Origin of the sequence: Candidatus Accumulibacter sp. ACC012 (assembly GCF_907163155.1) — a bacterium.
GTDB classification, from domain to species: Bacteria; Pseudomonadota; Gammaproteobacteria; order Burkholderiales; family Rhodocyclaceae; genus Accumulibacter; species Accumulibacter delftensis.
The window spans coordinates 80,899-106,477 of the sequence record NZ_CAJQUC010000003.1 but is presented as its reverse complement, the minus strand read 5'-3'; the positions used below and the strand labels follow the sequence as shown (position 1 = coordinate 106,477).

Annotated in this window: 24 protein-coding genes and 1 riboswitch; of the genes, 13 read left to right on the top strand and 11 right to left on the bottom strand. The window is 64.0% G+C overall.

Annotated elements, in window-relative coordinates; all coding sequences use genetic code 11:
• The first annotated feature begins 4 nt into the window (after positions 1-4).
• The gene (locus QZ648_RS03955; protein WP_169066431.1) at positions 5-418 is read left to right on the top strand and encodes a hemerythrin family protein; all 414 of its coding nucleotides are present in this window, start codon (positions 5-7) and stop codon (positions 416-418) included.
• Between the two features lie 299 nt (positions 419-717).
• Positions 718-2,472, top strand: a complete 1,755-nt coding sequence (locus QZ648_RS03950; RefSeq protein ID WP_169066430.1) for a sensor domain-containing diguanylate cyclase — start codon at positions 718-720, stop codon at positions 2,470-2,472.
• A gap of 87 nt (positions 2,473-2,559) precedes the next feature.
• Here QZ648_RS03950 and QZ648_RS03945 read toward each other — a convergent pair whose 3' ends face one another.
• From QZ648_RS03945 to QZ648_RS03935, 3 genes are read right to left on the bottom strand one after another with little or no spacing between them, the layout of a single operon-like run.
• Positions 2,560-3,339: an ABC transporter ATP-binding protein gene (locus QZ648_RS03945; RefSeq protein ID WP_169066429.1), complete on the bottom strand. Its 780-nt coding sequence runs from the start codon at positions 3,337-3,339 to the stop codon at positions 2,560-2,562.
• A 1-nt stretch (position 3,340) separates the two neighbouring features.
• Positions 3,341-4,330: an iron ABC transporter permease gene (locus QZ648_RS03940; protein ID WP_291996170.1), complete on the bottom strand. Its 990-nt coding sequence runs from the start codon at positions 4,328-4,330 to the stop codon at positions 3,341-3,343.
• Positions 4,331-4,338: 8 nt separating this feature from the next.
• Positions 4,339-6,213, bottom strand: coding sequence for a TonB-dependent receptor (locus QZ648_RS03935; protein ID WP_291996169.1), 1,875 nt, complete (start codon positions 6,211-6,213; stop codon positions 4,339-4,341).
• A gap of 129 nt (positions 6,214-6,342) precedes the next feature.
• Positions 6,343-6,552: riboswitch (cobalamin riboswitch) on the bottom strand.
• 153 nt (positions 6,553-6,705) lie between these two features.
• On the opposite strand from QZ648_RS03935, the gene QZ648_RS03930 reads away from it, so the two are divergent.
• From QZ648_RS03930 to QZ648_RS03900, 7 genes are all read left to right on the top strand, one after another.
• The gene (locus tag QZ648_RS03930) at positions 6,706-6,906 is read left to right on the top strand and encodes a hypothetical protein (protein ID WP_169066425.1); all 201 of its coding nucleotides are present in this window, start codon (positions 6,706-6,708) and stop codon (positions 6,904-6,906) included.
• Positions 6,907-6,919: 13 nt separating this feature from the next.
• Positions 6,920-7,255, top strand: coding sequence for a cell division protein ZapA (gene zapA / locus QZ648_RS03925; RefSeq protein WP_169066424.1), 336 nt, complete (start codon positions 6,920-6,922; stop codon positions 7,253-7,255).
• A 469-nt stretch (positions 7,256-7,724) separates the two neighbouring features.
• Positions 7,725-7,973: a chaperone NapD gene (locus QZ648_RS03920; RefSeq protein ID WP_291996168.1), complete on the top strand. Its 249-nt coding sequence runs from the start codon at positions 7,725-7,727 to the stop codon at positions 7,971-7,973.
• 7 nt (positions 7,974-7,980) lie between these two features.
• On the top strand, positions 7,981-10,500 hold the full coding sequence (gene napA, locus QZ648_RS03915) for a nitrate reductase catalytic subunit NapA (protein ID WP_291996536.1): 2,520 nt from the start codon (positions 7,981-7,983) through the stop codon (positions 10,498-10,500).
• Positions 10,501-10,749: 249 nt separating this feature from the next.
• Positions 10,750-11,706, top strand: coding sequence for a ferredoxin-type protein NapG (gene napG / locus QZ648_RS03910; RefSeq protein ID WP_291996167.1), 957 nt, complete (start codon positions 10,750-10,752; stop codon positions 11,704-11,706).
• On the top strand, positions 11,703-12,605 hold the full coding sequence (gene napH, locus QZ648_RS03905) for a quinol dehydrogenase ferredoxin subunit NapH (RefSeq protein ID WP_291996166.1): 903 nt from the start codon (positions 11,703-11,705) through the stop codon (positions 12,603-12,605). Before napG ends, napH begins: the two co-directional genes overlap by 4 nt.
• A 53-nt stretch (positions 12,606-12,658) precedes the next feature.
• Positions 12,659-13,126: a nitrate reductase cytochrome c-type subunit gene (locus QZ648_RS03900; protein ID WP_291996165.1), complete on the top strand. Its 468-nt coding sequence runs from the start codon at positions 12,659-12,661 to the stop codon at positions 13,124-13,126.
• 145 nt (positions 13,127-13,271) lie between these two features.
• Here QZ648_RS03900 and QZ648_RS03895 read toward each other — a convergent pair whose 3' ends face one another.
• From QZ648_RS03895 to QZ648_RS03865, 7 genes are all read right to left on the bottom strand, one after another.
• Entirely contained in the window at positions 13,272-16,106 is a 2,835-nt protein-coding gene (locus QZ648_RS03895) for an AMP-binding protein (RefSeq protein WP_366144050.1), read from the bottom strand.
• A gap of 81 nt (positions 16,107-16,187) precedes the next feature.
• Positions 16,188-16,688 (bottom strand): ferredoxin-type protein NapF, encoded by a 501-nt coding sequence (gene napF, locus QZ648_RS03890; RefSeq protein ID WP_169066420.1) that lies wholly within the window; start codon positions 16,686-16,688, stop codon positions 16,188-16,190.
• Between the two features lie 94 nt (positions 16,689-16,782).
• A complete protein-coding gene (gene bluB / locus QZ648_RS03885) occupies positions 16,783-17,454 on the bottom strand; it encodes a 5,6-dimethylbenzimidazole synthase (RefSeq protein ID WP_169066419.1) in 672 nt (223 codons plus the stop codon).
• A gap of 114 nt (positions 17,455-17,568) precedes the next feature.
• Positions 17,569-18,513, bottom strand: coding sequence for a methyltransferase domain-containing protein (locus tag QZ648_RS03880; RefSeq protein ID WP_169066418.1), 945 nt, complete (start codon positions 18,511-18,513; stop codon positions 17,569-17,571).
• 4 nt (positions 18,514-18,517) lie between these two features.
• Positions 18,518-19,960: a cytochrome P450 gene (locus QZ648_RS03875; RefSeq protein WP_169066417.1), complete on the bottom strand. Its 1,443-nt coding sequence runs from the start codon at positions 19,958-19,960 to the stop codon at positions 18,518-18,520.
• Positions 19,951-21,162, bottom strand: coding sequence for a glycosyltransferase family 2 protein (locus QZ648_RS03870; protein ID WP_291996164.1), 1,212 nt, complete (start codon positions 21,160-21,162; stop codon positions 19,951-19,953). The genes QZ648_RS03875 and QZ648_RS03870 overlap by 10 nt, the downstream gene beginning before the upstream one ends.
• A 180-nt stretch (positions 21,163-21,342) precedes the next feature.
• The gene (locus QZ648_RS03865; RefSeq protein ID WP_169066415.1) at positions 21,343-21,522 is read right to left on the bottom strand and encodes a hypothetical protein; all 180 of its coding nucleotides are present in this window, start codon (positions 21,520-21,522) and stop codon (positions 21,343-21,345) included.
• 175 nt (positions 21,523-21,697) lie between these two features.
• Here QZ648_RS03865 and QZ648_RS03860 point away from each other — a divergent pair, with 175 nt between their 5' ends.
• Entirely contained in the window at positions 21,698-22,816 is a 1,119-nt protein-coding gene (locus QZ648_RS03860) for a VanZ family protein (protein ID WP_248595346.1), read from the top strand.
• Between the two features lie 16 nt (positions 22,817-22,832).
• On the opposite strand, the gene QZ648_RS03855 is transcribed toward QZ648_RS03860, so the two are convergent.
• Positions 22,833-23,975 (bottom strand): DnaJ C-terminal domain-containing protein, encoded by a 1,143-nt coding sequence (locus QZ648_RS03855; RefSeq protein WP_291996163.1) that lies wholly within the window; start codon positions 23,973-23,975, stop codon positions 22,833-22,835.
• A 222-nt stretch (positions 23,976-24,197) separates the two neighbouring features.
• Between QZ648_RS03855 and QZ648_RS03850 the strand changes: the two genes are divergently transcribed.
• The 3 genes from QZ648_RS03850 to cutA are packed head-to-tail and all read left to right on the top strand — an operon-like array spanning position 24,198 to position 25,576.
• Complete coding sequence (locus QZ648_RS03850; RefSeq protein ID WP_291996162.1) at positions 24,198-24,506, top strand: NAD(P)H-dependent oxidoreductase subunit E; 309 nt, start codon at positions 24,198-24,200, stop codon at positions 24,504-24,506.
• A gap of 28 nt (positions 24,507-24,534) precedes the next feature.
• The gene (locus QZ648_RS03845) at positions 24,535-25,173 is read left to right on the top strand and encodes an alpha/beta hydrolase (RefSeq protein WP_169066413.1); all 639 of its coding nucleotides are present in this window, start codon (positions 24,535-24,537) and stop codon (positions 25,171-25,173) included.
• A gap of 58 nt (positions 25,174-25,231) precedes the next feature.
• Positions 25,232-25,576 (top strand): divalent-cation tolerance protein CutA, encoded by a 345-nt coding sequence (gene cutA / locus QZ648_RS03840; protein ID WP_169066537.1) that lies wholly within the window; start codon positions 25,232-25,234, stop codon positions 25,574-25,576.
• The last annotated feature ends 3 nt before the right edge of the window (positions 25,577-25,579 follow it).

The following is a 25,579-nucleotide window of genomic DNA, read 5'->3' as shown; positions in this document are numbered from 1 at the left end:
GTAAATGAAATATGAGTTGGTGGAGTGGTCGCCGAAGATACTCGTCGGTTTGCCAAACATTGATGCGCAGCATCGGCAATTGTTCGACCTTGCGGCGACCTTTGCTGGTGATGGGGATCAAATCCGGGTGCTCAAGTCACTGGCCATACTGACCGAGTACGTGAAAGTTCATTTGCGCGAAGAAGAGCAGATGATGGCCGCTTGCCATTACCCTGGCCTCGAGGCGCATCGGCAACTGCACACGGAATTCCGGCGAATGCTGTTCACGCTGCTGGAGAATGCCAAGCAGATGACCCTCGACGAGATTGCCGACGAGGTCAAGTTCCTGATCAACGGCTGGTTCTACAACCACATCCTGGTCGCCGACTTCGACTACGTGCCGAGCGTCAAGGCGGCCGCCGCAACTCCTACGCCTTGACGACCGGTACGCGCTACCGGCTTCACTCGAACTGCCGCCAGTCAGCCGCTAACGGTCACGACAGTCGAGATACCCCGAATGATGAAAGTCATGACCGTTTCCCCTCTTCTCCCGGCCCTTCTCCCGCAGGGGGAGAAGGGAGGTTCGTGAGTCGCATGCGCGACTTTCACATTAACCAGGGACGCCTTACAGCGAGGCTGCGCCACGCATCGTGACATCCCTCACGCGCGGGCCCCACAGCCTTCGCATAGCATTCGCTCTAGCGAGTATTTCCGCAGCCGGCCCCTAGCGAGGAATCCATGAAGTTCCTGCAAATCCTTTCACTGCGGCAGATGCTCACCATGCCGTACGTGGTGCTGGTTCTGCTGCTGGCGGCAGCCATCGGCGGCTTGTCGTATTCGGCAGGCCGCGTTGCCGTCGACACCCTGTCGAATCAACTGCTCTCGGAGATGGTGTACCGAATCGCCCAGGCGGCTGAGCGGCACGTCTTTGGCGCCAGTGCGGTGCTCGAAACGGCGTTTCCCACCGGCGTGGCCGCGCCGGCCAACATCGACGACGACCTCGACGACCTGCGCACGCGCTTCTGGCTGGCCACCTCGGTGCATCGCGACCCCAACAACTACGCCTATTACGGCGATCGTAGCGGACACTTTTTCGGACTCTGGCGCCATTCCGAAAGTGACGCCGAATTGCGCCTGCGAACCACCGGCGATGGCCCGCGAACGATCTATCGCTTTTCCGGGATCGCTGGCGAACTGAGCGACCCGGTGCGCGAAATGCGCATCTTCGAGCCCCGTGAACGCCCGTGGTTCAAGTCTGGCGAGAGCTCGACGATGCACACCTGGACCTCGGTGTACATCGACTTCAAAACCGAGGAACTGGTCGCCACCCGTGCCAGACGAGTCAACGACGCAGAGGGCAAGTTTCAGGGCGTCGTGGCCACCGATCTGTCGCTGCAAGGAGTCAACGAGTTTCTGCGCTCCTTGCGACTGAGCGCCAACGGCATCGCCTACGTCGTCGAAACCGACGGCCGGCTGATCGGCACCTCACGCGGCCCACACCTGCGCAAGGATGCCACCGAGGGCAATGTGCGACTCAATGTGCAGGACAGCGACGATCCCCTGGTAGCCGCCAGTTTCCGCGAGATCCGCAAGCTGCTACACCCTTCCGCCAAAGCCCCGCACCCGCAAACCGCGGTCTTTGAAAGCGCCAACGGTGAGGCGGTCGAAGCCGCCTATGCGCGCATCCAGGATGCCGCCGGACTGGACTGGATCATCGTCGTCGCGGTACCACGCAGCGACTTTCTGTTCGGCGTCACCGAGAACTTCAAGCGCACCGTGTTACTCGCCTTGCTCGCCTCGCTGATGACCATCTTCATCGGCTTCATGGTCCTCTCGGTCGTCACCCGCGACCTCAAGGAACTGGCCGTGGCAGCCCGCAAGGTCGGCAACGGCGACCTCAATGCGGCTTTCGATGTCACCCGCAGCGATGAAATCGGCGACCTGGCGAAAAGCTTCCGGAGCATGCAGAGCAAACTGCTCAGCGACCGCTTGACCGGGCTGGCCAACCGCGAAGCCTTCCTGCGCCGCGTCGACGACCGCCTGGCCCGGCAACGCGAACTCCCCGAGCCCCGCCCCTTCGCCATTCTCTTCATCGACCTCAACGGTTTCAAGAACATCAACGACAGCTTCGGCCATGACGTCGGTGACAAGGTGCTGCAGGAAATCGCGCAGCGCATGCTCAGCGGACTGCGCAGCCGCGACCTGGTCGCGCGCTACGCTGGCGACGAGTTCGTGGTCATGCTCGATGCGGTCAACAACCGCCAGGACGCGGAGAGCGCGCGCAGCAACATCGAGCAGCTGCTTGGCACGCCACTGCTGTCGATCGATACGACGGCGCTGGATGCCAACACCGGCGCTTCTGTCGGCCTGGCCATGTACCCCGAAGATGGGCAGGATGTCGAATCGCTGGTGCAGTGTTCCGATGCCGACATGTACCGGCGCAAGCAAGGCCTGGAGAGTGGCCGCAGTGGGCCGGCAACGCCGAGCACCTGACCCCCCCTCTTTTCCGGCCTTTCTCCGGCAAGGGGAGAAAGGATCGTGTGCCGCGTCCGCGACTTGCACACTGACTGCCGAGCGTCGCTACGCCGGCATGAACCAGCGCAGTTCGCCAGCGCCCACTTCGCGCAGCGGATAGCCGTACAACCGGCTCAAGGAATCGCTACTGATGACCTCGTCACTGCGTCCCAGCAGCGTCGTGCCGTCGTCGAAAAGCAGCAGTGCTCGCGAGCAGAAGCGCGCCGCCAGGCCGGGTTCATGAAGGACCATCACGCTGGCCATCTGCTCTTCGCGATTGAGCGCCGCAAACAACTCGAGAGTGGCGATCTGGTGATTCAGATCGAGGTGAGCCAGTGGCTCGTCGAGCAGGTAGAGCTGCGGCGCCTGCGTCAGCAGGGTGGCGATGGCCAAGCGCTGCCGCTCGCCGCCGGAAAGTGTCTGCACGTCGCGTTGCGCCAGGTCGGCAAGGCCGACGCAGGCCAGCGCCCGACGGGCTTGCCGAGCATCTGCCTCGGACTCCCAGTCCCAGCGATCGAGATGGGGATGACGTCCGACCAGTGCCGTTTCCAGGACCGTCGAGGAAAAAGCTTCGCTGCGGCTCTGCGGCAACCAGCCACGAATACGAGCACAGCGACGCGCACCGAGTTGCGCATAGCGGGCGCCGGCGATGCGCACCTCGCCGCCTTCCGGCTCGCGCAAGCCCGCCAGCACCGAAAGCAGGGTCGACTTGCCGGCGCCGTTGCGGCCGAGAATGGCCAGCGAATCACCTGGCTGCACGCTCAGTTCCAGATCGCGGCAAAAAGTCCGGCCAGCGATGCCGACAGCAAGGGCACGGGTGGTCAGGAGAGGCGCCGTCTGCTCCATCTCATCCCCTCCCGGCAGCGCCGCGCGTCAGCAGGAAGAGAAAGGCAGGCACGCCAATCATCGCGGTCAGAACACCCACCGGCAATTGCTGTGGCGCCAGGACGGTCCGCGCCAGCGTGTCGGCAATCACCAGCAGGCTACCACCGGCGAGCACCGAGGCTGGTAGCAAGAGACGCTGGTCGTTACCGGTCGCCAGGCGCACCAGATGCGGCACAATCAGGCCGATAAAACCGATCGCACCGGCATGCGTGACTGCCGCGGCAGTGGCCAGCGAGGCAACCAGGTAGACACCGCGGCGCAAAGGGCGGACCGCGACACCAAGCGCCTGCGCAACATCGGCTCCGCGCGCCAGGAGATTGAGTTCACGGGCAAACGGCAGGGAGATCAGGAGCACCATCGCGAGCAGGATGAGCACCAATTTCGGGTCTCCGGTCTGCGAGAGGTCGCCCATCAACCAGAAGAGCATGCCGCGCAGCCGATCTTCGGGAGCAATGGCCAACATCAGGGTAACCACCGCGCCGCAGCCGGCGGCAACGATCACCCCGGTCAACAACAGGCGTGAATGCGTCCAGCCGCCCTCGCCATGCGCCAGGCCGAAGACCAGTAGCATGGCGCCGAGTGCGCCCACAAAAGCCAAGCCGTTGACCCCGGCAACGCCGAACCCGAAGACGATGGCCAGCAGCGCGCCAATACCGGCTCCCCCCGAAATGCCGAGTACGTAGGGATCGGCGAGCGGGTTGCGCAACAACACCTGGAGCAGGGCCCCGGCCAGGGCCAGCAAGCCGCCGCAGGCGAAACCGGTCAAGGCACGCGGCAGGCGCAGGCTGCGCACAACCTCGCCAGCGGTGCCGCCGCCGTTGTCGACCAGTGCCGCCAGGACCTCGAAGGGGGTGATCGAAATACTGCCCACCATCAGCGCCAGCGCTATGCTCAACTGCGACAGCCCGGCGAGGGCTGCGAGAATCAGCAAAGCGCGGCGACGGGTGGGCATCCAGCTTCCTACTTGGGTGCGTAGCGGACACCGACGAAGACATTCGCTCCCGCAGTGGCGTAGTTGTCAATCGTCTCGTAGTACTTGTCGAAAATGTTGTTGGCGCGAGCGAACAGGGTCCAGTCACGTTGCAGGCGATAGTCGGCATACAGGTTGACCAGACCGTAGCCACCGAGAAGATTGGTGTTGGCCTGGTCGTCGTAGCGATTGCCGACCAGTTGCCACTCGCCGCGCAAATCCCAGTTGCCAAGCGTTCGGCTGATGTAACTGCTCATCTGTTGTGTGGAGCGGCGGGCCAGTCGATTGCCCTTGTTCGGCCCGTCTTCCTCGTTTTTCGGATCGAGGAAATCGACGGCAGCGCCCGCCCCCCATTCCGAGAAGCGTCCGTCGTAGGTCAGTGTTGCACCACGCAGCAAGGCTTTGCTGACGTTGACCGGCGCATAGGTCGGTGGCCGGAACTCGATCAGGTCGGTGACAACATTGTTGTACAGGACCAGCGACGCACGATGATTGCCGCGCTCCCAGTTCGCACCCACCTCGGTGTTCTTCGCCTGTTCCGGCTGCAGATCGGGGTTACCGCCGGAGAAGAAAGCGCTCGGGGGAAAATACAGTTCGTTGAAAGTCGGCGCGCGAAATGCCGTCCCATACGATAAGTGCGCGCGCCAGTCCGGAGTGAACTGGTAGCCGTAGGAAGCGGAACCCGTCGTTTCATCGCCGAACTGGGAGTTGTCGTCACGGCGCAGGTTGAACTGCAAGCGGTGCTTCTCGATACTGGCGTTCCAGCCACCGAGCAGCGAGCGAATCGTGCGTTCGGTCACCGTGTAGTCAGTGCTGCCAGACACTTTCTGCTTGGTGTACTCGACGGCCAGCAGCGCTTCGCCGATGGGCAGGACGATATCGTTCTGCCACGAAGCCTGATCCATGTCCGTGCGTATGGTGTACTCCCTGATGTTACCGGCATAGCCCTTGGAGGCGTCGGTGCTGGTACCGAGACGCAGGGTGCTCGTCCATACCTGGTTCAAGCGGTTGCGCGAGTAGATCGAATAGGACTCCAGCAGCTGATCGTTGGTGTAGTTCTTGTCGGCGCCGACGGCACTGAAGTCGTTCGAGTCGTACTGGTTGCTACCGTCGCTGGCGAGCAGGTTGACGCCAATTTCCTGACCGGCTGCCGGACGCACGGAGAAGTTCGCACTCAGGTTACTGTTGCGATAGCCATCATCGTCGGGGTTGTAATTGATGTCCGACTTGTTGTGAATGGCGTTGAAACTGCCAGTATCCAGATAACCCGCCTGAACACTGTAGGAAACCAGATCTGTCCCACCGGAGACGCCGACCGTGGTGTCAGTGGTCCCGTAAGTGCCATAGCCCGTACTCGCATTCAGTCGCGTCGGACCCTCGCCTTTGCGAGTGAAGATCTGGATGACGCCACCAATGGCGTCGGCTCCGTACAGCGACGAAGCCGGGCCGCGCAGGATCTCGATGCGATCGATCTGGTCAAGAGGAATGCGCGCCAGCGCCGCACTGCCGGTCGTCGCCGAACCGATGCGCTGGCCGTCGATGAGCACGATCGACTGATTGCTGCTGGCGCCGCGGATAATCACGCCGCTGTTGGTGCCAGGACCGCCATTGGCCGTGTACTGAATGCCGGCTTGCCGCGACAGCAGTTGCTCGAGCGTTGATTGTCCGGCCGCATTGATTTCTTCGCGGGTGATCACCGACACGTCGCTGGTCAATTCGTTGGCGCGCGTCGCCTGTCGCGTGGCGGTGACCACGATAGGATCAAGCTGCTGATCGGCAGCGTTGGCCGCCACCGGAAATAGCGCGCCGCAAAGCGTGGCCAATGCCGCGGCAGAACCTGCGCGCGGCGCCCTCTGATATCTCATGGGTTTCTCCCTGGATCCGGCACGCGTCCCCGCAAGCCGGCGAGCAAACAAATATCAAATGCACGAGGGAGCAAACAACGAGGCGAGCGGCGCAGCCGAGCGTTTCGTGTCCGCTTCCCCGCGGCACTTGCGTCAAATGTGTGCGAAGGCCGGTATCCGGGCTCGCGAGTCTTGGTGTGTCGCCTTCCCAGGCCGGCGCCCAGTGGCATTTCGACACACCCGCACTCGCTTACCGTTGCGGGGGCAGCGCAGGCATGGTGTTCCTGAGAACACGCACCTGCTTCCCGTTTAACCGCTGCAGAGGATCTGCGTTGCGGCACCTTGCACGATGGTTTTTCGCTAACCGCAGTCGACGAAAGGGCGGATTATAGCGCGCCAGACGGCCGGCGGCCCGCCATCGCCACCGAAAGCCACCGCTGCCAGGCAAGCAGGCACAGCCGCGAAGCGCTGCACACCTTGACCGGGGACGCCTCTTGAATCTATAGTCTGGCCATGCTGAATGAACTAGACACGCTCGAGAGCAAGATTGGCCAGGTGGTGACCCTCTGTCACAGCCTGCGCGCGGAAAATGACCACCTCCGCGAGCAACTCGCTGTCGCCGAAGGGGACAGACAAGGCCTCGCCGAGCGCATGGGAGCGGCCTCCGCCCGACTTGAGCAGCTTGCCCAGCAGCTCCCCGAAGCCAAAGCCTGAAGGTTCTTGTCCGATGCCCAACGAAGCCAATTTTCTGGATATCACCCTCCTTGGCAAGGAGTTCCGTGTCGCCTGCCCAGCGGATGAGCGCGCCGCGCTACTCAATGCTGCGGCCTATGTTGATGGCAAGATGCGCGACATCGCCGAGAAAACCAGGAGCAATCACACCGAGCGCATCGCGGTGATGGCTGCGCTGAACATTGCCCACGAGCACCTCTCCGGAAATCAGAGTGTAGCCACGGAAGATCAGAGAATTGAATCAGAAATAGCGCTGGACATCGACGCCTTTAGGCGTAGAATTTGCCACATGGAGACGGAACTTGAGGCAGCGCTGAAGCCCCCGTGCTGAAGCCCTGATAGCAGGTTCCGAAGACTCCGAGAGAGTTCCCTGCGGTGTTTGTTAAGGTCATAGATTCCTTGAACCAATGCTAATTGGCATTGGTCGCCGACCATAGAAACCGTTGTTGTGTGTGCCCCTCAAGTCGGGCATACCTGATGCGGAAGGAAAGTGACCTATCTGAACCCAGGTTCAGGATGCCGGCCTGACGGCACTTGCGGGGACAAAATTTAAAAGCGCGGAACCTTTGGTCCCGCGCTTTTTTTTGCGCCCCCCTTCCGCTAGCGGTCATCACCTCTCACCTCGCACTTGCCGTGTGCATTCCGGCTTGCACGCTGAATTCCTTCCCGCTTGACCTGGATCAAGCAAAACACCTCACCGGACGCTTAGTGTATTTGCCAGATGCAAGATTGCTTGACGTTGTGTTCCGCCGCTTCGGCGACACCCGCACTCAGCTTGCCAACAGGAGAGCCTCGATCCGATGAATATTTCCAGCTTGCTGGTCAATGCCCGCCCCGAACTTCAACAACAGGTGCAGGACGGTCTGCTGCTCCTGGGCGGTGTTGAAGTACACGCCGCGACCGAGAAGGGCCAACTGATCGTGACCATCGAAGCCGACAGCGATCGCGCTGCAGCCGACATGTTCACCACGGTCAGTCAGCAGCCAGGCGTACTCTCCGCAGCATTGGTTTACCACCAGTTTGAACCCCATCCCGATGAGGAAGCATGAGATGAAATTGACGTTGACCAGGCGTGACTTTATCAAGAGCAATGCCGTCGCCGCCGCCGCCACCGCGGCCGGCATCAGCATTCCCGCCATCGCCCAGGCAGCCCCCGCGAAGTCCGACGGCGTGCGCTGGGACAAAGGCGCCTGCCGCTACTGCGGAACAGGTTGCGGCGTGCTGGTCGGAACCAAGGGCGGCCGCATCGTTGCCACCCAGGGCGATCCGGACGCACCAGTCAACAGAGGACTCAATTGCATCAAGGGCTATTTCCTCTCCAAGGTCCAGTACGGCAAGGATCGCCTGACCACTCCCCTGCTGCGCATGAAGGACGGCAAGTTCGACAAGAACGGCGAGTTCACGCCGATTTCCTGGGACCAGGCTTATGACATCATGGCCGAAAAATGCAAGGCCGCGCTCAAGAAAGGCGGTCCGCGCAACATCGGCATGTTTGGCTCCGGGCAATGGACGGTTTGGGAAGGCTACGCTGCCGCCAAACTGATGAAAGCCGGGCTGCTGAGCAACAACATCGATCCGAATGCCCGTCACTGCATGGCCTCTGCGGTCGCCGGTTTCATGCGCACTTTCGGCATCGACGAACCCATGGGCTGCTACGACGACCTCGAACATGCCGACACTTTCGTGCTCTGGGGTTCGAACATGGCCGAGATGCACCCGATTCTGTGGTCGCGGCTCACCGATCGCCGCCTGACCGGCAAGAACGTCAAGGTCCACGTGCTTTCGACCTTTGGCCATCGTTCAACGGAGTTGGCCGACAACGAGTTGATCTTCAAGCCGCAGAGCGATCTGGCAATTCTCAACTACATCTGCAACTACATCATCCAGAACAACGCGGTGAATGAAGAATTCGTCGCCCGCAACGTCAACTTCAAGAAGGGCGTCACCGACATCGGCTACGGCCTGCGACCGAATCATCCGCTCGAAAAAGTGGCAATGAACAACGGCTATCCGGGTGAAGACGGCAAACCCAAGGGCGACCCCGGCGGCGCCAGCCCGATGACTTTCGACGAATTCAAGGCTTTTGTCGCCGAATACACGCTCGACAAGACGCACGAGATCTCCGGTGTACCGAAAGAGAATCTCGAAGCACTGGCCAAGGCCTACGCCGATCCGAACGCCAAGGTCACCTCGTTCTGGACCATGGGCTTCAACCAGCACACGCGTGGTACCTGGGCCAACAACATGATCTACAACGTGCACCTGCTGGTCGGCAAGATTTCCGAGCCCGGCAACAGCCCGTTCTCGCTGACCGGCCAGCCCTCGGCCTGCGGCACGGCCCGTGAAGTCGGCACCTTCTCGCACCGCCTGCCGGCCGATATGGTGGTCACCAATCCGAAGCACAGGGAGGCGAGCGAGAAAGTGTGGAAGCTGCCTGCCGGAACGATTCCGGACTGGGTCGGCGCACACGCCGTACTGCAAAGCCGCCTGCTCAAGGACGGCAAGATCAACTTCTACTGGACGACGACGACCAACAACATGCAGGCCGGGCCGAACGTCAATGACGAGGTCTTCCCGGGCTGGCGCAACCCCGACAATTTCATCGTCGTCTCCGACTGCTATCCGACGGTTTCGGCGATGTCCGGTGACCTGATCCTGCCTTCGGCCATGTGGATGGAAAAAGAAGGTGCGTTCGGCAACGCCGAACGCCGCACGCAGTTCTGGCGCCAACAGGTCAAGGCCCCGGGCGAGGCCCGCTCCGACCTGATCCAGTACATCGAATTCTCGAAGCGTTTCACGACCGACGAAGTCTGGCCGGCAGAACTGCTCGCCAAGAACCCCGAGTACAAGGGCAAGACTCTCTACGAGGTGCTCTTCGCCAATGGCCAGGTCGACAAGTTCCCGATCAGCCAGACCTACAAGGGCTTCGACAACGACGAAGCAAAAGCCTGCGGCTTCTACCTGCAGAAAGGCCTGTTCGAGGAGTATGCCGCCTTTGGTCGCGGCCATGCTCACGACCTGGCCGAGTTCGATACCTATCACAAGGCACGCGGCCTGCGCTGGCCGGTGGTCGACGGCAAGGAAACGCTGTGGCGCTTCCGCGAGGGCTACGACCCCTACGTCAAGGCTGGCGAAGGCGTGAAGTTCTACGGCAAGCCGGACGGCAAGGCAGTCATTTTCGCGCTGCCCTACCAACCGGCCGCCGAAATGCCCGACCAGGAGTATGACCTCTGGCTGTGCACCGGGCGTGTTCTCGAACACTGGCATACCGGCTCGATGACCCGCCGTGTCCCCGAGTTGTACAAGGCGATGCCTGACGCCTGGATCTACATGAATCCAGCCGACGCCAAGAAGCGCGGCCTGCAACGCGGCGACGTCGTCAAGACCAGCACCCGCCGCGGCGAGATCGAGTTGCGCGTCGAAACGCGTGGCCGCAACAAGCCACCAGCCGGCCTGGTGTTCATCCCGTTCTTCGACGAGCATCGCCTGGTCAACAAGCTGACGCTCGACGCCACTTGTCCCATCTCGAAGGAAACCGACTTCAAGAAATGCGCGTGCAAGGTGGTCAAGGCCTGATCGACGCGCGAACGCAGGGCAATCAGGGAGAGCCAGGGCGGGCAGAACATCGCCCGCCTCATGGCCGCCCCCTCTCGCTTGCAGTGCGCATTCCGGCTTGCACGCCGGAATCGTTCGACGGGCAGAGAGCATGCTCCCTGAATGCCCGCCTCACCCCCGGCCCTTCTCCCGCAGGGGGAGAAGGGAGATTCGAGAGTCGCGGACGCGACTTTCACACTAGGCACCTGCCCGGTTTCTGGCTACGCAATAATGCCCACGGCAAACAAAAACAGTAGTCGCCTGCCCGCGCGTGCGACCACCGCAACCACCCATATCCAGTCGCTGGCGCGCCGCCAGTTCGTCTTCGATTCGGCACGACTGCTTTGCGGTGTCGGCGTACTCGGACTGGGCCTCGCGGCGTACACCAAACAGGCGAAGGCCTTGCCAGCGCTGGCGATCCGTCCGCCAGGCGCGGCCAGCGAAGACAACTTTCTCGGCGCCTGCATTCGCTGTGGTATGTGCGTGCGCGACTGCCCCTACAACATTCTCGAACTGGCCCGACCAGAGTCGCCGATTGCCACGGGCACACCCTATTTCACTGCCCGTAGCGGACCCTGCGAGATGTGTGAAGACATCCCCTGCGTCAAGGCCTGTCCGACAGGCGCCCTGGACCACCGCCTGACCGACATCAACCAGTCAAGGATGGGCCTGGCCGTTCTCTCCGACCAGGAGACCTGCCTCAACTTCCTCGGTCTGCGCTGTGACGTCTGCTACCGTGTCTGCCCGGTCATCGACAAGGCAATCACCCTCGAAGTACGCCCAAACACCCGTACCGGCCGGCACGCGATGTTCATCCCGACCGTACACTCCGAGCATTGCACCGGCTGCGGCAAGTGCGAAAGCGCCTGCGTCACCGAAGAAGCATCAATCAAGGTGCTGCCCGCCAAACTGGTAAGAGGCTCACTCGGCAAGCATTACCGCCTCGGCTGGGACGAGAAAAGCAAGGCCGGCGGGCATTCGCTGGTCGAAGACAGGGGCATCGTTGATTTGCCCGACCGCATGCCTGACGGCATGCACCTCGAAGGCCACTTCGATCCAGGTAGCGAGCAAGTGCCGGCAGGAATGCCGGCTAACGGCCCGGCGCTTCCCAGCCTGCCGCCGGGTCTCGGTGGTCCCGCTGCGCCGGGCAGTCGCGTCAATGCCTTGCCTGCCGAGGCTGCGCGATGAGCAGCAAGCGCACCGGTGCCGAGGCAGTTGCCACCAAGGGCTGGATCGCTGCCCACCAGTGGCTGTTGGCCCGCCGCCTGTGCCAGTTGGCCATTCTGGCCCTGTTCCTGCTCGGCCCCCTGGCGGCCGTATGGATCATCAAAGGGAATCTGGCGTATAGCCTGACCCTCGACACCCTGCCGCTGACCGACCCCTACGTGCTGCTGCAATCGCTACTGGCTGGCAACTGGCCCGAGAAACTCGCGCTGATCGGCGTCTCGATCGTTGTGGTTTTCTATTTTCTCGTCGGCGGCCGTGTCTATTGCGCCTGGGTCTGCCCGATCAATCCGGTCACCGACCTCGCCGGCTGGCTGCGCCGCCGGCTGGGGATCAAGGGCAGCGCACACATCGCGCGCAGCAGCCGCTACTGGATCCTGGCGATGACCTTGCTGCTCGCGGCACTCACCGGCAGCATCGCCTGGGAACTGGTCAATCCGGTATCGATGCTGCATCGCGGACTGTTCTTCGGACTGGGCGCCGCGTGGGCCGTCGTGCTGGCTGTCTTTCTGTTTGACCTGTTCGTGATGAGCCGCGGCTGGTGCGGCCACCTATGCCCGGTCGGCGCCTTCTACAGCCTGCTCGGCAAGGGCAGTCCGCTGCGCGTGACGGCCAGCAAGCGTGCAGCCTGCAACGACTGCATGGACTGCTTCGAAGTCTGCCCCGAGCCACAGGTCATTCGCCCGGCACTGAAGGGCGCCGGCAAAGGTGTCGGCCCGGTCATTCTGGCCAGCAACTGTACCAACTGCGGGCGCTGTATCGATGTCTGCTCCAAAGATGTGTTCACTTTCGGCCTGCGCTTCGACAACCCGCCGGACAACGGCAGGCAGGTCACACCGCAAGCAGCGACAAACGGCAACTGAAGTACTCGAGAAACATCAGAAATCATTTTTTTGACGTGGAGGGAACACCAACCATGAAGCACTCACTGAAACTTACCATCGCCATCGTCGCCAGTTGCCTGACTTCGCTGGTCTTTGCCGCCGACGCCACAACCTCCATGCGCGGCATAGACGTCGCCGCACCCAGCCCGGCGCCCGCGGTCAAGGACTACGCCGGCAAACGCCCCGGCACCGAAGCGCCGGTCGCACGCACCTTCAGCACGCAGCCACCGGTCATCCCGCACGCAGTGGAGAACTTCGACGAAATCAACCTCGAAGAAAACCAGTGCATGGACTGCCACTCGGCAGCAACCCATGAGAAGAAAAAAGCACCAAAGATGGGCGATAGCCATTTCATCGACCGCGACGGCAAGAAACACGCCGAAGCGACCGGCGCTCGCTACAGCTGCGTGCAGTGCCACGTGCCACAGATTGACGCGCCGCCGCTGGTCGACAACACCTTCAAGGGCGACGCCGTCAAGAAGCCGGTCAAGAAGAACTAAGCCAGGAAGTAGCATCAGGGAGTGGGCCGGCCAAGTGCCGGCCACTCAGCTCGGGAAAGCCGCCACGCCACCGTGCCACCGTGCCGCTACCGCTCTGGCACTGTCAGAGCCTTTCCTCCCTCTCCCCGGGCGCTAGCCACGCTACTCAGCGTTCCAGATCGTGCTCTCCGCACAGACTGAGCATTTCCTTGCGCGCCGCATCACGCAGAGCCACCGCCGCCGCCCAATCGTCACCCGCCGGGGCCAGTAGCGGCCCGAAGGCGAGTGCCAGGCGACCTCGCCGCAGCATCCAGGTCTGATCGCGCAACATCCGGCGCGACCCGCATAGACCAGCCACCAGCACTGGCGTCCCCGCCCGCGCAGCGGCGACGAAAGCCCCCATGCGAAACGGTTTCAGCCCGGCTTCGCGAGAAAAAGTCCCTTCCGGAAAAATGACCAGATTCTGTCCCTGCCGGAGCGCGCCGGCAATCTCGTCGACGTCCTCGGCGCTCCTGGACGCCGCGAAGCGTTCGACGAACAGCGTGCCGAGCGCGCTCAGAAAAGCGTGGATCGCCGGCTGTTCGACCAACTCGCGCTTGGCCACAAAGCCGTAGGCCTGGCTCGGCGGCAGGGCCGCGCAAAGGGCCAGCGCATCGAGATAGCTGCAATGGTTGACCAGTAGCAGATGCGGCACTGCCGGCAAATCCACCGCCGCGCTAGTCTGCAAGCGAACCCCGGCCAGCGCAAAGAAGAGCCGCGCCACCCGGCGCACCAGGCGGCGTCCGCTCGCCGGCGAGCGCAGCAGTTTACCGAGGACGACAACTACCGCCGCAGTCGGCACACCGAGGACGACAAAAACGCTCCAGCACCAGAGGCCATAGGCGCGCCTGCCAAAGCGCCGTGCCGCCTCTCCCAAACGCGCACGCAGGGACGCGATACCGAGGCGCAACATTTGTTGCCGGGCTGGCACCGTGGGAGCGCCAATCAAGCCATTCTCGTAGGCGTCGCGCGAAGCGTTGCGACGTATCTTGCCACTCGAAGTCTTGAGCACCGAATTCGGCGGGGCCAGGACGATTTCGTCAGCCGGCATCCCAATTGCGTCAATCGCGGCAGCGTCGATCTTCTGCCGCATGGCCTCTAGCGCGCTGGCCTCTTCCTCACGTGTTTCGGCCAGAACCACCAGCCGTTCGCTGGCATTGAGCGTATTCTTGCTGGCAAAAACGGCCACGCAGCCCTTGCGCACGCCCGGAATATTGCCCACCGCCTGTTCCAGTTCGTAGGGGTAGAGGTTTCTTCCGCCGCGGATGATCAAATCCTTGACCCGGCCGGTCAGATAGATTTCGCCAGCGACGGTATACGCGCAATCCCCAGAGTCGAGCCAGCTATCGCTGAACAAGGCCTGCGTCGCCACCGGGTTGCGATAATAGCCACGCGTCGCCGAAGGGCCACGGAACTGTAGTCGCCCGACACTGCGATCCGGCAGCTCGCAACCTTCCGCGTCGACAATACGAACCTCATGCCCGGGCAAGGCCCGCCCGCACGCCGGAACGAGCATCGCTTCGCCATCGCTGCCGCTGACCGGTACCGCGCATTTCCGCTTGATCAATTCGTCGCGCTCGATCCGATCAATCAGTGGACCGCGCTTCAACACCGGGAAGGCCAGCCCGACCGAGCATTCGGCGAGGCCATAGACGGGCGTGATGGCCTCGCCGTGCAGACCATAAGGGGCGAAGCGCTCGGCAAAAGCTTGCAGCGTGGCCGGGCTCACCGGTTCGGCGCCGTTCAGTGCCAGACGCCAGGACGAGAGATCCAGTCCCTGCAGGTCGCTGTCGACGAGTTTTTTTGCACAGAGGTCATAAGCAAAATTGGGCGCCGGCGAAATCGTTCCGCGATGGTCGGAGATGGCCCGCAGCCAGCGCACCGGCCGGGACAGAAAAGCCAGCGGCGACATCAACACCAGTTGCATCCCGGAATAGAGCGGACAGAACCAGGCGCCAATCAGTCCCATGTCGTGGTAGAGCGGCAGCCATGAAACAAAAACGTCGTCGCTGCTGACCGCGCAGGTCTCACACATCACGCGCACATTGGCCAACAGGTTGGCGTGGCTGAGTACGACACCCTTGGGGTCGCCGGTGCTGCCCGAGGTGTACTGCAGGAAAGCAATATCGTCGGCTTGTGCGCGATACAGCAGTTCCATCGGCTCGCTATCGAGTTCCGCCGGCGTGAGCACTTCACTCAGACTCGGCGCGTCGCGGCGCAGCAGCGCGGCGACGCCTTTTGCCTGCGGCACCGTAATGATGAACACCGCTTCCGCGTTGGCGAGAATGCGCGCGTGCCTGCACAGGTGATCCTCAATCTGCGCCAGCCGCGCCGGCGGATAAATCGGCACCGGAATTCCACCGGCGAGGAGCACCCCGAAAAAGCTGCTCAGATAGTCGCGGCTGGTGGGCAGCATCAAGGCCACCGTTTGCTGCGGCAACAGCCCGCGGCTCACCAGACCGCTGGCGATGCGGCGCGACTGCTCGAAGAGATCGGCGTAGGAGATGGCCTCGGGATGGAACTCACCCCGCTCGCCGCCACTTCCGTAGAGCAGCACATGCGTGCGTTGCGGATGCTGTTGCACATGCCATTCGAACACTTCGACCAGGGTCGTCGCTTGTGTCGGAACGCTGATCGGGCCGCTGGAGGTCGACAAATCGATGCGCGTCGTCGAACGCTCTTCGGCCGTGGCACTGGCAATGAAGCGCAGCAAATCCTGCGCCGTTTCCGCCTCGGCCAGCGCCGTTTCCGGCAAGGAGCGGCCAAACTCACTACCGACACGCAACAGAAGCTCGACGCGCGCCAGGCTGTCCAGCCCCAGGTCGCGCTCGAGATGGCTGCTCATGCTCACCCGTTCAACCCGTCCCGGGCGTGTCTCGGCGACCAGGGCGGTGAGCACGCTCAGCAAGCGCTCCGAGGCCATTGGCAATGCTTGCGGTTCTTGCGGCTGTGCGACGCTCACGGTCTCGGCTCCCCGCCCGCGCCAACTGCAGCGCACAGCAAGTGCGAAGCGGCGATGCAGGATTTACTTCCCTGCCAGTGCTCACGTTTTATCATCGATTTCCCTGATACGAATGGCCTGGGTTGGACACGGCGCGAAGCAGGCGGCACAACCGGTACAGCGTGCAGTGTCCACCACCGGCAGCGAAACGCCACCGACCCGCGGCACGAAGCGAATGGCGCCGACCAGGCAATAGTCGCCACAGATCCGGCATTCGATCTGCTTGGCCGCCAGGCAGTGCTCGCCAATCGCTGCGCGCAGCGACCACGGCGGCTGTGCCGCTGCGCGCTGCAAGGCGCCGCTGCTGCAGGCATCTACACAAGCCGCACAGAACGAACACTCGCCACGACTGAAATCAAGCACCGGATAGCCGCTATCGCTGTTGCTGATGATGCCCGTTGGGCAGACCGACTGGCAGTCAGTGCAGCGCGTGCAGGCCTCCAGAAAAGCGGCTTCGGCAAGCGCCCACGGCGGCCGCAGCGCGGCCGGGCGGCGCGAAAATCGGCCACGCAGAAAATTGCGACGGCTGCTCGGCTCGCTCACCGGGCACGCCCAGGTTCAAGCCGCAGCGGTTGATCAGGCCGGCGTACCCGGAAGCACTCGCCGGGCAAGCGAGCCTGGGCAATGGCGATGGCAATCAATACGCCGTCGGCGTGCCACCGGCGCCGGCTCGCCAACGGTCCTCGAAGAGCACCTCATCAAGCGGCAAGCGGCTACCCCAACCTTTCGATTCAAGCACCGGTTGCGGTGGAAACTCGGCCACCGGACCAAGACAGAGGATGGCGATCGGACGGCTGCCAGCCGGCATCTCGAGCAAATCACTAACCGCTTCAGGGTCGAAAAACGAAACCCAGCCCAGGCCGACACCTTCGGCCCGCGCCAGCAGCCACATATTCTGGATGGCGCAGGCGGTCGACGCGAGATCCATTTCCGGCATCGTGCGGCGGCCAAAAATATGCGCTTCCCGATCCGGCATCAGCGCCACCACCAGCACTTCGGCGGCCTCGCGAATGCCGTCGATCTTGAGTTTCAAGAACGCGGCAGCGCGCGTCGGCAGACTCGCGGCAGTCACCAGACGTTCAACATCAACGATGCGCCACAGTGCTTCGCGGGTCGGGGCAGTGACGATGCGCACGAAACGCCAGGGCTGCATGTAACCTACCGACGGCGCGCGATGAGCGGCCTCGATCAGGCGGCCGAGCAGACCTTCGGGAAGCGCCCCCTCGGCGAACTGCCGAATATCGCGACGCTCGCGGATGACCCGCTCGATGGCGGCCACATCCGCCGCCGGGTAACGATGCTCATTCATCAGCGGGCAGGCACGCTTGCGCGGCAACTGATGAGCACGGCCTGGTCGTCACACATACAAAGCTCTCCAATGGTTGCGGCGATCACTCTCGGGCGGCAGAGTTTACCAGACTGGCTAAGGCTGCGGCGAGCGCGCGATCAGCATCACGTTGCAGGGCCGCCCGCCGCGTGGTGGCGGCAGCACCGCCGTTGCCACGCGCGCCAACAGGTAACTGAGCGCCAGGTTCAGGTGCCAGCTCCAGCGGTGCGCGAAATAGCGCTCGCCCGGTCCGGGGCGCGCGTGCAGCAGGGAAAAGCGGTGCATCCAGTAAACGATGGCCTCGTGGGGCGATGCCGCGACGGCGACGATTTCAAGCACTTCGACGCCCACCGCGTCGGCGAGGGCCTGGCAGGCACTGGCAGTCCACCAAGTGAGGTGGTGCGGCGGAGCATTGATCAGGAAATTGGGAATCTCGGTCAGAGGCGAGGGGTGCAGCGGCGCGCAGATGATAAGCGTGCCGCCTGGACGCAGCAGGGCGACCAGCTGGCGAGTGAAACCGAGCGGGTCGGCGACGTGTTCGATAACCTGAAAGGCAGTCACCACGTCGTATCGCCCACGCGCTTCGTCGACATGCTCGTTCAGGCTCTGGCGGATGACGTCGCCTGCCACCCCGGCTTCGGCATACGGATCAAGTCCGCGATAAGTGCCAAGCGGCAGGTGGTCGCGAAAAGCGCCACTGCCGCAGCCGACGTCGAGCACCTGCGACCCGGCAGTGATGCAGCGGGCGGCATTGACGAACTCGCGCCGCGCTTCGGAATGTGCGCTGAGCGTCGCATGTGCGGCGTGGGTGGCGTAGAAGTGCTGGTAGAAACCGGCATCGCCGGCAACCGCGGGCGCAAAAAAGTACAGCCCGGTATCCGACTCGTAGAGGACCACCTGCGGTGCTTCGGGAAACAAATGGCTCAGATCGCCAGCGCCGGCCGCGCGCCACATCGCCAACAGAGCCCGCGTCGACACGCCATGCACGCGGCGGCGCGCCGGTCGGCCGGTAATCGGGCACGGAGGGAGCAAGTCGGACATGCGCTCAGCCAGGGCCACGCGGCGTGACCTGCAGACGAAAGTCGTAGTCCGGCCGCGAAGTCAGCGTGCCGAGCGGATTGGGCGCCCGGCCGCGGCCGCGTGCAATATGGCAGCTGCCGAGCAGCTCGGAGAGGATGGCTTGCATCTCGACCTCGGCAAAACGCTTGCCCGGACAGACGCGCGGACCGTAACCGAAAGGAATCATCGCCAGGCGCTCCGCCATCGCCGGCGGCGGCTCGGCAGCCAGCCAGCGCCCGGGATCGAAACGATCGGGCGCGGACCACAGCGCCCGGTGGCGTTGAAGAGTCCATGGCGAAACGACAACGAAGCCGCCGGCACAGATGGGCCGTTCACGAAAGCTCACTGCGGCGGTCGTTTCACGCAACAGGAAGGCAATCGGCGGATACAAACGCAGCGCCTCCTGAGTCAGCGCCGCCAACTGCCTGGCGGCGGCTTTTCCGCCGTCAACGGCGGCTTGCTGCTGGCTGGCGTCAGCGTCGCCATTTTGCCCCTCGCCGAGGCTTGCCGCGGCGATCAGGCGGGCGGCAGTGTCCTGCTCCTGCGGCGCGTCGGCCAGTTCCCAGAGCAGCCAGCTGAGCACCGAGGCGGTCGTCTCGTGTCCGGCAAGGAGCATCACCGCGATCTCGTCGAGCATCGCCGTTTGGCGCGCCTCATCCTGCGCCAGCGAGACCTCCACACCCCGCCCCATGGCGGCGGCTTCGAGCAAGGCAGCGGCGAACGGCGCACGCTCGGCCAGCGGCCGGTCTTCCAGCAAGGGCACCAGGAAGCGCTGGCGGATCAAGGCGCGCATCTCGGCGCCGATCGCCGCCAGCCCCATACGTTCGACCAATGCCTGCTGCGTGGCCGGCGCCTGGCCGCCGAGCAGCAGCAGTACCGGATTGGCGCGCTGGTGATAGGCAAAGAACAGCTCGACGAAACGCTTCCCCTCCGCGGCGCTGAAACGCCCGCCCAGGCTGGCCTCGCTGACGATGTCGATGGTCAGCCGCGACAGTTCGCTGGGGATCGCCACGGGCTGGCCTTGCCGTTGCCAGTCGGCCAGATAGGCGCGCGTCAGCTCGCGGGCCACGCCAGTTACCCGCTGCTCGGGGATGCGCACCAGCGCGCGCAGGAAAATGCGCCGCGCCTGCTTGACGGCGTCGCCCCCGGGCTGGCCGAAAACACCGCCGCCGACCAGCGGCCGGAGCAGGCGCTCGAGCGCCGCCGCCTTGGGGAAGGTTCCCGCCCGATCGCTGAGCAGGGTGTCGACGACGCGCAGATCGTTGGCCAGGGCCAGTTGCGTTTCCGGCAGGTCGTAGACCAGTAACTGGCGCTCGACCGGTTTGCCTTTGAGGTGGCGCAACTCGCGCGCCACCAAACGCCCCGCCAGGCGCGTCATGAGCGCCGAGCGACCGGCGAGACGGCCGGCAAGTGACAGGATCAGCCCCATCGGCGACGACTCACGATGGCAATCTGTCCGGGCCCGAAGACGCGATAACCGAGATGACCCCAACAAATGACGCGCGTATCCCAGGCGGCCAGCATCAGGCTCCAGTGAAAGACATCGACGAGCGGTTTGCACAGCGCGACACCGACCTGCAGCACCGTCACCGCCAGCGGATCCGCCATTCCCAAACGCCGTCCGACGAGCGCCTGGACGCCCACTGCCGCCAGCGCGATAACGAGCAGCGCCAGCGTCGCCAGGCGCGCCCAGACCTCCCCGAAGTTGGTCAGCAGAACTCCCCAGGCGATCACCCGGCTGCTCAGCGCGAGGCAGGCGAGCCACCACAGCGGCGGCCGATAGACGCGGATGATCTGATACTGCCGGCGACCGAAACGCCACAGCGCCGCCAGACCGTCGCTCGCCGGCGTCGGCACCAGCAGCGCGCGCCGGGTGAGCACGCGCAAGCCGAGGGCGGCGGCCTGCGCGCCAATGCTGCAGTCGTCCGACAGGGTGCCGCCGAGAAGACGCGCCGCGTCGAGTTTTTCGAGGGCGCGCGGCGACAGCGCCAGCGACCCGCCCCAGGTGACCGGAAAGGCAGCCAGGCGCGGCAACAAGGCAATTCCCCGGTCAATCGCCGCGGCGATCTGTGCAGCAAGCATGGCGCCAAGCGGAGCACCGCAGCCCTGCCCGCTGAGCAGCGGCCAGCGGTAACCGGTAACGATATCGGCACTGCCGTCAAGAATCGGAGTCGCCAGCGCCGACAGCCACCACGGCGGCGGCACGATGTCCGCGTCGAACAGGACGACCACCTCGTCACGCGCATCGATGCGCGCCAGACCGGCAATCTGATTGCAGCACTTCTGGGCGCAATGCGTCGCCTCGCCGGCAATCAGAATCTCGATCGGCAGGCTGATCGTGCTCTTCGTGCTACTCGTGCTCGCCAGTTCCGTCGCCCGGGCATAGGCCGGGTCATGCACGCCCTCGACGCAGATCAACAGGCGCCGTACGGGCAGCGTTTGCGCCGCGAGCGCGCGCAGCAGGGCGACAACTCCGTCGGCTTCACCGGTCAAAGGCAGGATCAGGGTCACCGTACCGCTGCGCTGCACCCTGGGCATGGACAGACGAGACAAGAAGACGAGGCCCGCCAGAAGCCCTGCCGCCGCGACCAGAAAAGCAGGCACGCAAAGGAGAATGAGCGTCAAAAACATGTGCGCAATTCGCTGTCTTCGCTGTCGTCTCTGTCGTCCGCCCATCTGCCGGCAAGAACCAGGCCGGCGGCAGCCGCAACGAAAGCACACGGCCCGGGCTCGGCGCCACAGCACCAGACCCGGGCCGTGCGCAGGCCACGCCTAGCTACGGCAGGACGCAGGCCGTGATCGCCGCTTTGCTCAACTGCCGGTTGTCGTCCCCGGTGCATCGCTTTCCGCCGCCGCTGGCTGCTCTGCAGCGTCCGTGTCGTTGGCCCCTGCATCTTTGCTGGCGAGAGCGACTTGGCGCTTCTCGTCCTTCTTGCGCTTCTTCTCAAGTTCTCTCTGGCGCTTCTCGAACTGATAATTTGGTTTTGCCAAGGCGTCTCTCCCGCTGGTCTCGCAATTGGCCGTGGCGACGGCCAAGGAGGGTGAAAAAGGGCAGAGTGTCGCACAAATCGGGCCACTAGCGGCACCCGATGTCGCCATAGGCAGGAACGGGAGTCGCGACGGCGCTCGCAGGCGCTAGAATGGCGGCTTCATAACGCTCGGCACCATGCGCATGGAGCAAGCACCGCCCCCAGCTATTTCCCCGACCGACGAGACTCCTGCGCAGGCGCTGCAAGCGCTGCCGCGACCGACGCGCCTGCCCCTCTACCTGGCCCTCGCCTACCTGGTGCTGATCAGCTACGCCAGCCTCTACCCGCTCGCCAACTGGCGCGACCTGGGCCTCTCGCCGCTGGCCTTTCTCGGCGCCGCCTGGCCGCGCTACTGGACGGGTTTCGACCTCGCGGTCAATGTCATCGTCTATGTGCCGCTCGGCTTCCTGCTGGCGCTGGCCCTGCGCCGGCTGCCCGGCCGCTGGCCAGCGGCGCTCGCCGCGCTGTGCACCGGCGCCCTGCTCAGCCTCACCCTGGAGTGGCTGCAGAACTGGCTACCGGCGCGTGTGCCCTCGAATCTCGACCTGGCGTGCAACAGCGCCGGAAGCGCGATCGGTGCGGTGATCGCGGTATGGAAGGGCAAGCCGATCTTTCGGGGCATCGCTCAGCTGCAGCAGGCGCTGCTGGCACCAATTCCGCACGCCGAACTGGGCCTGGTGCTGATCGGCATGTGGCTGCTAACCCAGCTGTCACCGGAGACACTGCTCTTTGGCGTTGGTGACCTGCGCCATGTGCTGGGGCTAACGCCGGCGGTGCCGTATGCCCCGCCGGCATTCTTCATGCTCGAAACCGGAGTCATCGTCTGCAATACGATCGTCATCGGTCTGTTCGCGCGCACCCTGCTCGCCGACCGGAACGCGCCACAGCTGGTGCTGTTCGCCTTTTTCATGCTGGCGCTGGCGATCAGGACGCTGGCCGCGGCGGTACTGCTCGCTCCGCATGACGCCCTGGCCTGGTTGACCCCGGGGGCGCGGCTCGGGCTGCTGATCGGCGGCGTGCTGCTCTCACTACTGCTGATGCTGCCGGCGGCCTGGCGCATCGGCTTTGCCGGCGTCGCCCTGATGGGCGGCGCGGCTCTGGTCAATCTGACGCCACCCAACCCGTACTCGGAAGCGGCACTGGCCACCTGGCGACAAGGTCACTTCCTCAATTTCAACGGCCTGACCCGCTGGATCGCCAGTCTCTGGCCTTTCCTCGCCCTGCCCTATCTGACCGCGCTCGGGCGGCGCCTGTAGCGAAGAGTTACGCGAGTTACGCGCCGGCCAGCTTCCGCCGAGCCCGCATTGCCGCTTCCCACACGGCCAATTCTGGCGCGCGTCGAGCGAGATCGCCGGCAAGACGCTGTTCCAGGCGTTCGAGCAGCTCGACGTCCGGCGCACTGACGCTCTGCGGCTGAATACGCTGCAACTGCAGCAGCAGATCGCCGGCCTTATGCCGTCCTTTTGCGGGCCAGCCCTGGCCCGGCAGACGATACTCAAGCGGCTGCTGCGGGTCGGTAGAGAGTTTGAGCGTCGTGGTGCCGCCCAGGCTCGGCACCTCGATCCGCCCACCGCAGAGCAGGCGGTAGGCACTCACCGGCACCTGACAATGGACGTCGCGCCCGTGCAGGACGAACAGTGGATGCGCGGCCAGCTTTATCTCGAGGTACAGGTCGCCGGCTTTGCCAGCGTCGCTACCGCCACCGCCACTGCCTGCAGGCAGCGGCGCCTGGCCAGCCAGCCGCAGGCGCTCACCTGCGAGCAAGCCCGCTGGCACGGTCACTGACAGCGTGCGTGGTTGGTGTAGCCAACCACTGCCGCTGCAATCAGGACAGTCGGTCTCACGCAGAAAGCCACGCCCACCACAACTCGTGCAGATGCGGGTCTCGCCGCCGCCTTGGCTAAGCCGACCGCAACCGCTGCAATGCTTGCAGGGTACCGAATTGCGGTGTTGCACACGGCCGCTGCTGCGACAACTGGCACAGCGAACGCCCTGCACCAGGGCGATCGTTTTCCGGCAACCGAGGGCCGCCTCCTCGAAGGTCAGCGTCAAGGCCTGCGTCAGGTCTTCGCCGGCACTCTGCTCATTCTGCTTGCCAGCCGCCTTGCGGGCGCCGGAACTACTTCCATCGCCTTTGCTCTCGCGCGCCTTGCTGGCGCTGCCCTTGCCTTCGCGCTGCCGGCGTTCGCCGGCCTCGCTGGCAGCCTGTGCCTGTCGCCATTCGGCCAGCCGCTGCGGGTCGAGAAACAGCTCGTAGGCCGCGTTCACGCGCTTGAACTCGGCCTCGGCCAGCGCTGCCGGATTGCGATCCGGGTGCCAGTGCATGGCCAGCCGGCGATAGGCGCGCTTGACGTCGGCCGGCGAAGCCTCGGGGCTGACACCGAGAATGGCGAAAGGATCTTCACAGATAGTCATTGATTGGGCAGTTCTGGCAGCTTGAAAACTTGCCGTGACCAGAAGACAGAAGAGCCCACGGACGCCACGACAGCAGGCGAATTTTACGCGATCGACGAGCTTTCCTCCGCTCTTCGGCCTGTAGTCATCGCGCTGCGGCGCTCGGCAGAGCTCTTGCGGCAGACGAATCGGGGTTAGAATCGACCGCCGCAATCAGCAAACAGTCGCCAGGAGCCCGTGCGCATGAGTTACTTCAAGCATCATGTCTTTTTCTGCTGCAACCAGCGCGGCGAGGGTGAGACCTGCTGCAACAACGCGGGCGCGACCGCCGCCCAGACCTATGCCAAAGACCGCATCGGCGAACTGAAGATGAAAGGTGCCGGCAAGGTGCGCATCAACCGCGCCGGCTGCCTCGACCGCTGCGACAACGGACCGGTCCTGGTGGTCTATCCGGAAGAGGTCTGGTACAGCTACGTCGACCACGAAGACATCGAGGAAATCATCCAGGAACACCTGGTACACGGGCGGGTCGTCGAACGACTGCGCATCTGAGAAACGGCAGCGAGAGGAAACCCTGGCCATGAAAATACAGCCCGAACACCTGCTCATCGACGGACCGGTCGGCAAGATCGAGATCATCGTCGAAAACCCCGGCGCGCCGCGTGGCATCGCCATGATCGGCCACCCGCACCCCTTGTTTGGCGGCGGCAATACCAACAAGGTGGTGCAGACACTGGCGCGCACCTTCACCCATCTCGACTACGTCGCGCTGCGCCCCAATTTCCGCGGCATCGGTCAGACCGAGGGCACGCACGACGACGGCCGCGGTGAAACCGAAGACATGCTCGCCGTACTCGCCGAAGCCAAGTGCCGCTACGGCAATCTGCCGGTGGCGCTGGCCGGTTTCTCCTTCGGCGCCTACGTGCAGACGCGTGTCGCCGCGGCCTTGCTCGAAGCCGGTCATCCGGCACAGCGCCTGGTGCTGGTCGGCACGGCGTCCGGTTTCGTCGAAGGCGCGCGCCAGTACCACACCAAGGCCGTGCCCGGCGACACCATCGTCATCCACGGCTCGGAAGACAGCACCGTGCCCCTGGCCAACGTCATCGAATGGGCGAAGCCGCTAGAGCTACCGGTGATCGTCGTCCCCGGCGCCGATCACTTCTTCCACCGTCGCCTTCACGTCATCCGCGAAATCGTCAGTCGCGCCTGGCGCCACTGAACGCGGACGCTGCCGGGGTGGCGGTAGCGTCGGGGGCGTCGAAGAGTAGAGGAGTACAATCCACCCTGTGACCACCCTTCTCGTCCTGACCAATCTACCCGACCGACTCTCTGCCGAAGCGCTGGCCAGAGAACTCGTCGAAACGCGTCTGGCCGCCTGCGTCAATGTGCTGGCAGGTTGCCACTCGATCTACCGCTGGCAGGGGGAGCTCGAAACTGCCAGCGAAGTGCCGCTGCTGATCAAGACCCGCAGCGAACGCTACGCGGCGCTCGAAGCAGCGATTCGCCAGCACCACCCCTATGAGCTTCCGGAAATCATCGCCTTGCCGGTGACCGCCGGGCTACCCGACTATCTCGCCTGGGTAGCTGCCGAAACGCCCGCCTCAGACGACCTTGAAGACTGAAAA

Bases quoted from the DNA above. Each gene is read 5' to 3' on its own strand.
- zapA (WP_169066424.1), top strand. From the start codon at position 6,920: ATGCCCAACGAAGCCAATTTTCTGGATATCACCCTCCTTGGCAAGGAG.
- QZ648_RS03920 (WP_291996168.1), top strand. From the start codon at position 7,725: ATGAATATTTCCAGCTTGCTGGTCAATGCCCGCCCCGAACTTCAACAA.
- QZ648_RS03855 (WP_291996163.1), bottom strand. From the start codon at position 23,975: ATGACTATCTGTGAAGATCCTTTCGCCATTCTCGGTGTCAGCCCCGAG.
- QZ648_RS03875 (WP_169066417.1), bottom strand. From the start codon at position 19,960: ATGGGGCTGATCCTGTCACTTGCCGGCCGTCTCGCCGGTCGCTCGGCG.
- QZ648_RS03880 (WP_169066418.1), bottom strand. From the start codon at position 18,513: ATGTCCGACTTGCTCCCTCCGTGCCCGATTACCGGCCGACCGGCGCGC.
- QZ648_RS03955 (WP_169066431.1), top strand. From the start codon at position 5: ATGAAATATGAGTTGGTGGAGTGGTCGCCGAAGATACTCGTCGGTTTG.
- QZ648_RS03900 (WP_291996165.1), top strand. From the start codon at position 12,659: ATGAAGCACTCACTGAAACTTACCATCGCCATCGTCGCCAGTTGCCTG.
- napG (WP_291996167.1), top strand. From the start codon at position 10,750: ATGCCCACGGCAAACAAAAACAGTAGTCGCCTGCCCGCGCGTGCGACC.
- napH (WP_291996166.1), top strand. From the start codon at position 11,703: ATGAGCAGCAAGCGCACCGGTGCCGAGGCAGTTGCCACCAAGGGCTGG.
- QZ648_RS03935 (WP_291996169.1), bottom strand. From the start codon at position 6,213: ATGAGATATCAGAGGGCGCCGCGCGCAGGTTCTGCCGCGGCATTGGCC.
- QZ648_RS03945 (WP_169066429.1), bottom strand. From the start codon at position 3,339: ATGGAGCAGACGGCGCCTCTCCTGACCACCCGTGCCCTTGCTGTCGGC.
- QZ648_RS03850 (WP_291996162.1), top strand. From the start codon at position 24,198: ATGAGTTACTTCAAGCATCATGTCTTTTTCTGCTGCAACCAGCGCGGC.
- QZ648_RS03870 (WP_291996164.1), bottom strand. From the start codon at position 21,162: ATGTTTTTGACGCTCATTCTCCTTTGCGTGCCTGCTTTTCTGGTCGCG.
- QZ648_RS03940 (WP_291996170.1), bottom strand. From the start codon at position 4,330: ATGCCCACCCGTCGCCGCGCTTTGCTGATTCTCGCAGCCCTCGCCGGG.
- QZ648_RS03845 (WP_169066413.1), top strand. From the start codon at position 24,535: ATGAAAATACAGCCCGAACACCTGCTCATCGACGGACCGGTCGGCAAG.
- QZ648_RS03930 (WP_169066425.1), top strand. From the start codon at position 6,706: ATGCTGAATGAACTAGACACGCTCGAGAGCAAGATTGGCCAGGTGGTG.
- bluB (WP_169066419.1), bottom strand. From the start codon at position 17,454: ATGAATGAGCATCGTTACCCGGCGGCGGATGTGGCCGCCATCGAGCGG.
- QZ648_RS03950 (WP_169066430.1), top strand. From the start codon at position 718: ATGAAGTTCCTGCAAATCCTTTCACTGCGGCAGATGCTCACCATGCCG.
- QZ648_RS03860 (WP_248595346.1), top strand. From the start codon at position 21,698: ATGCGCATGGAGCAAGCACCGCCCCCAGCTATTTCCCCGACCGACGAG.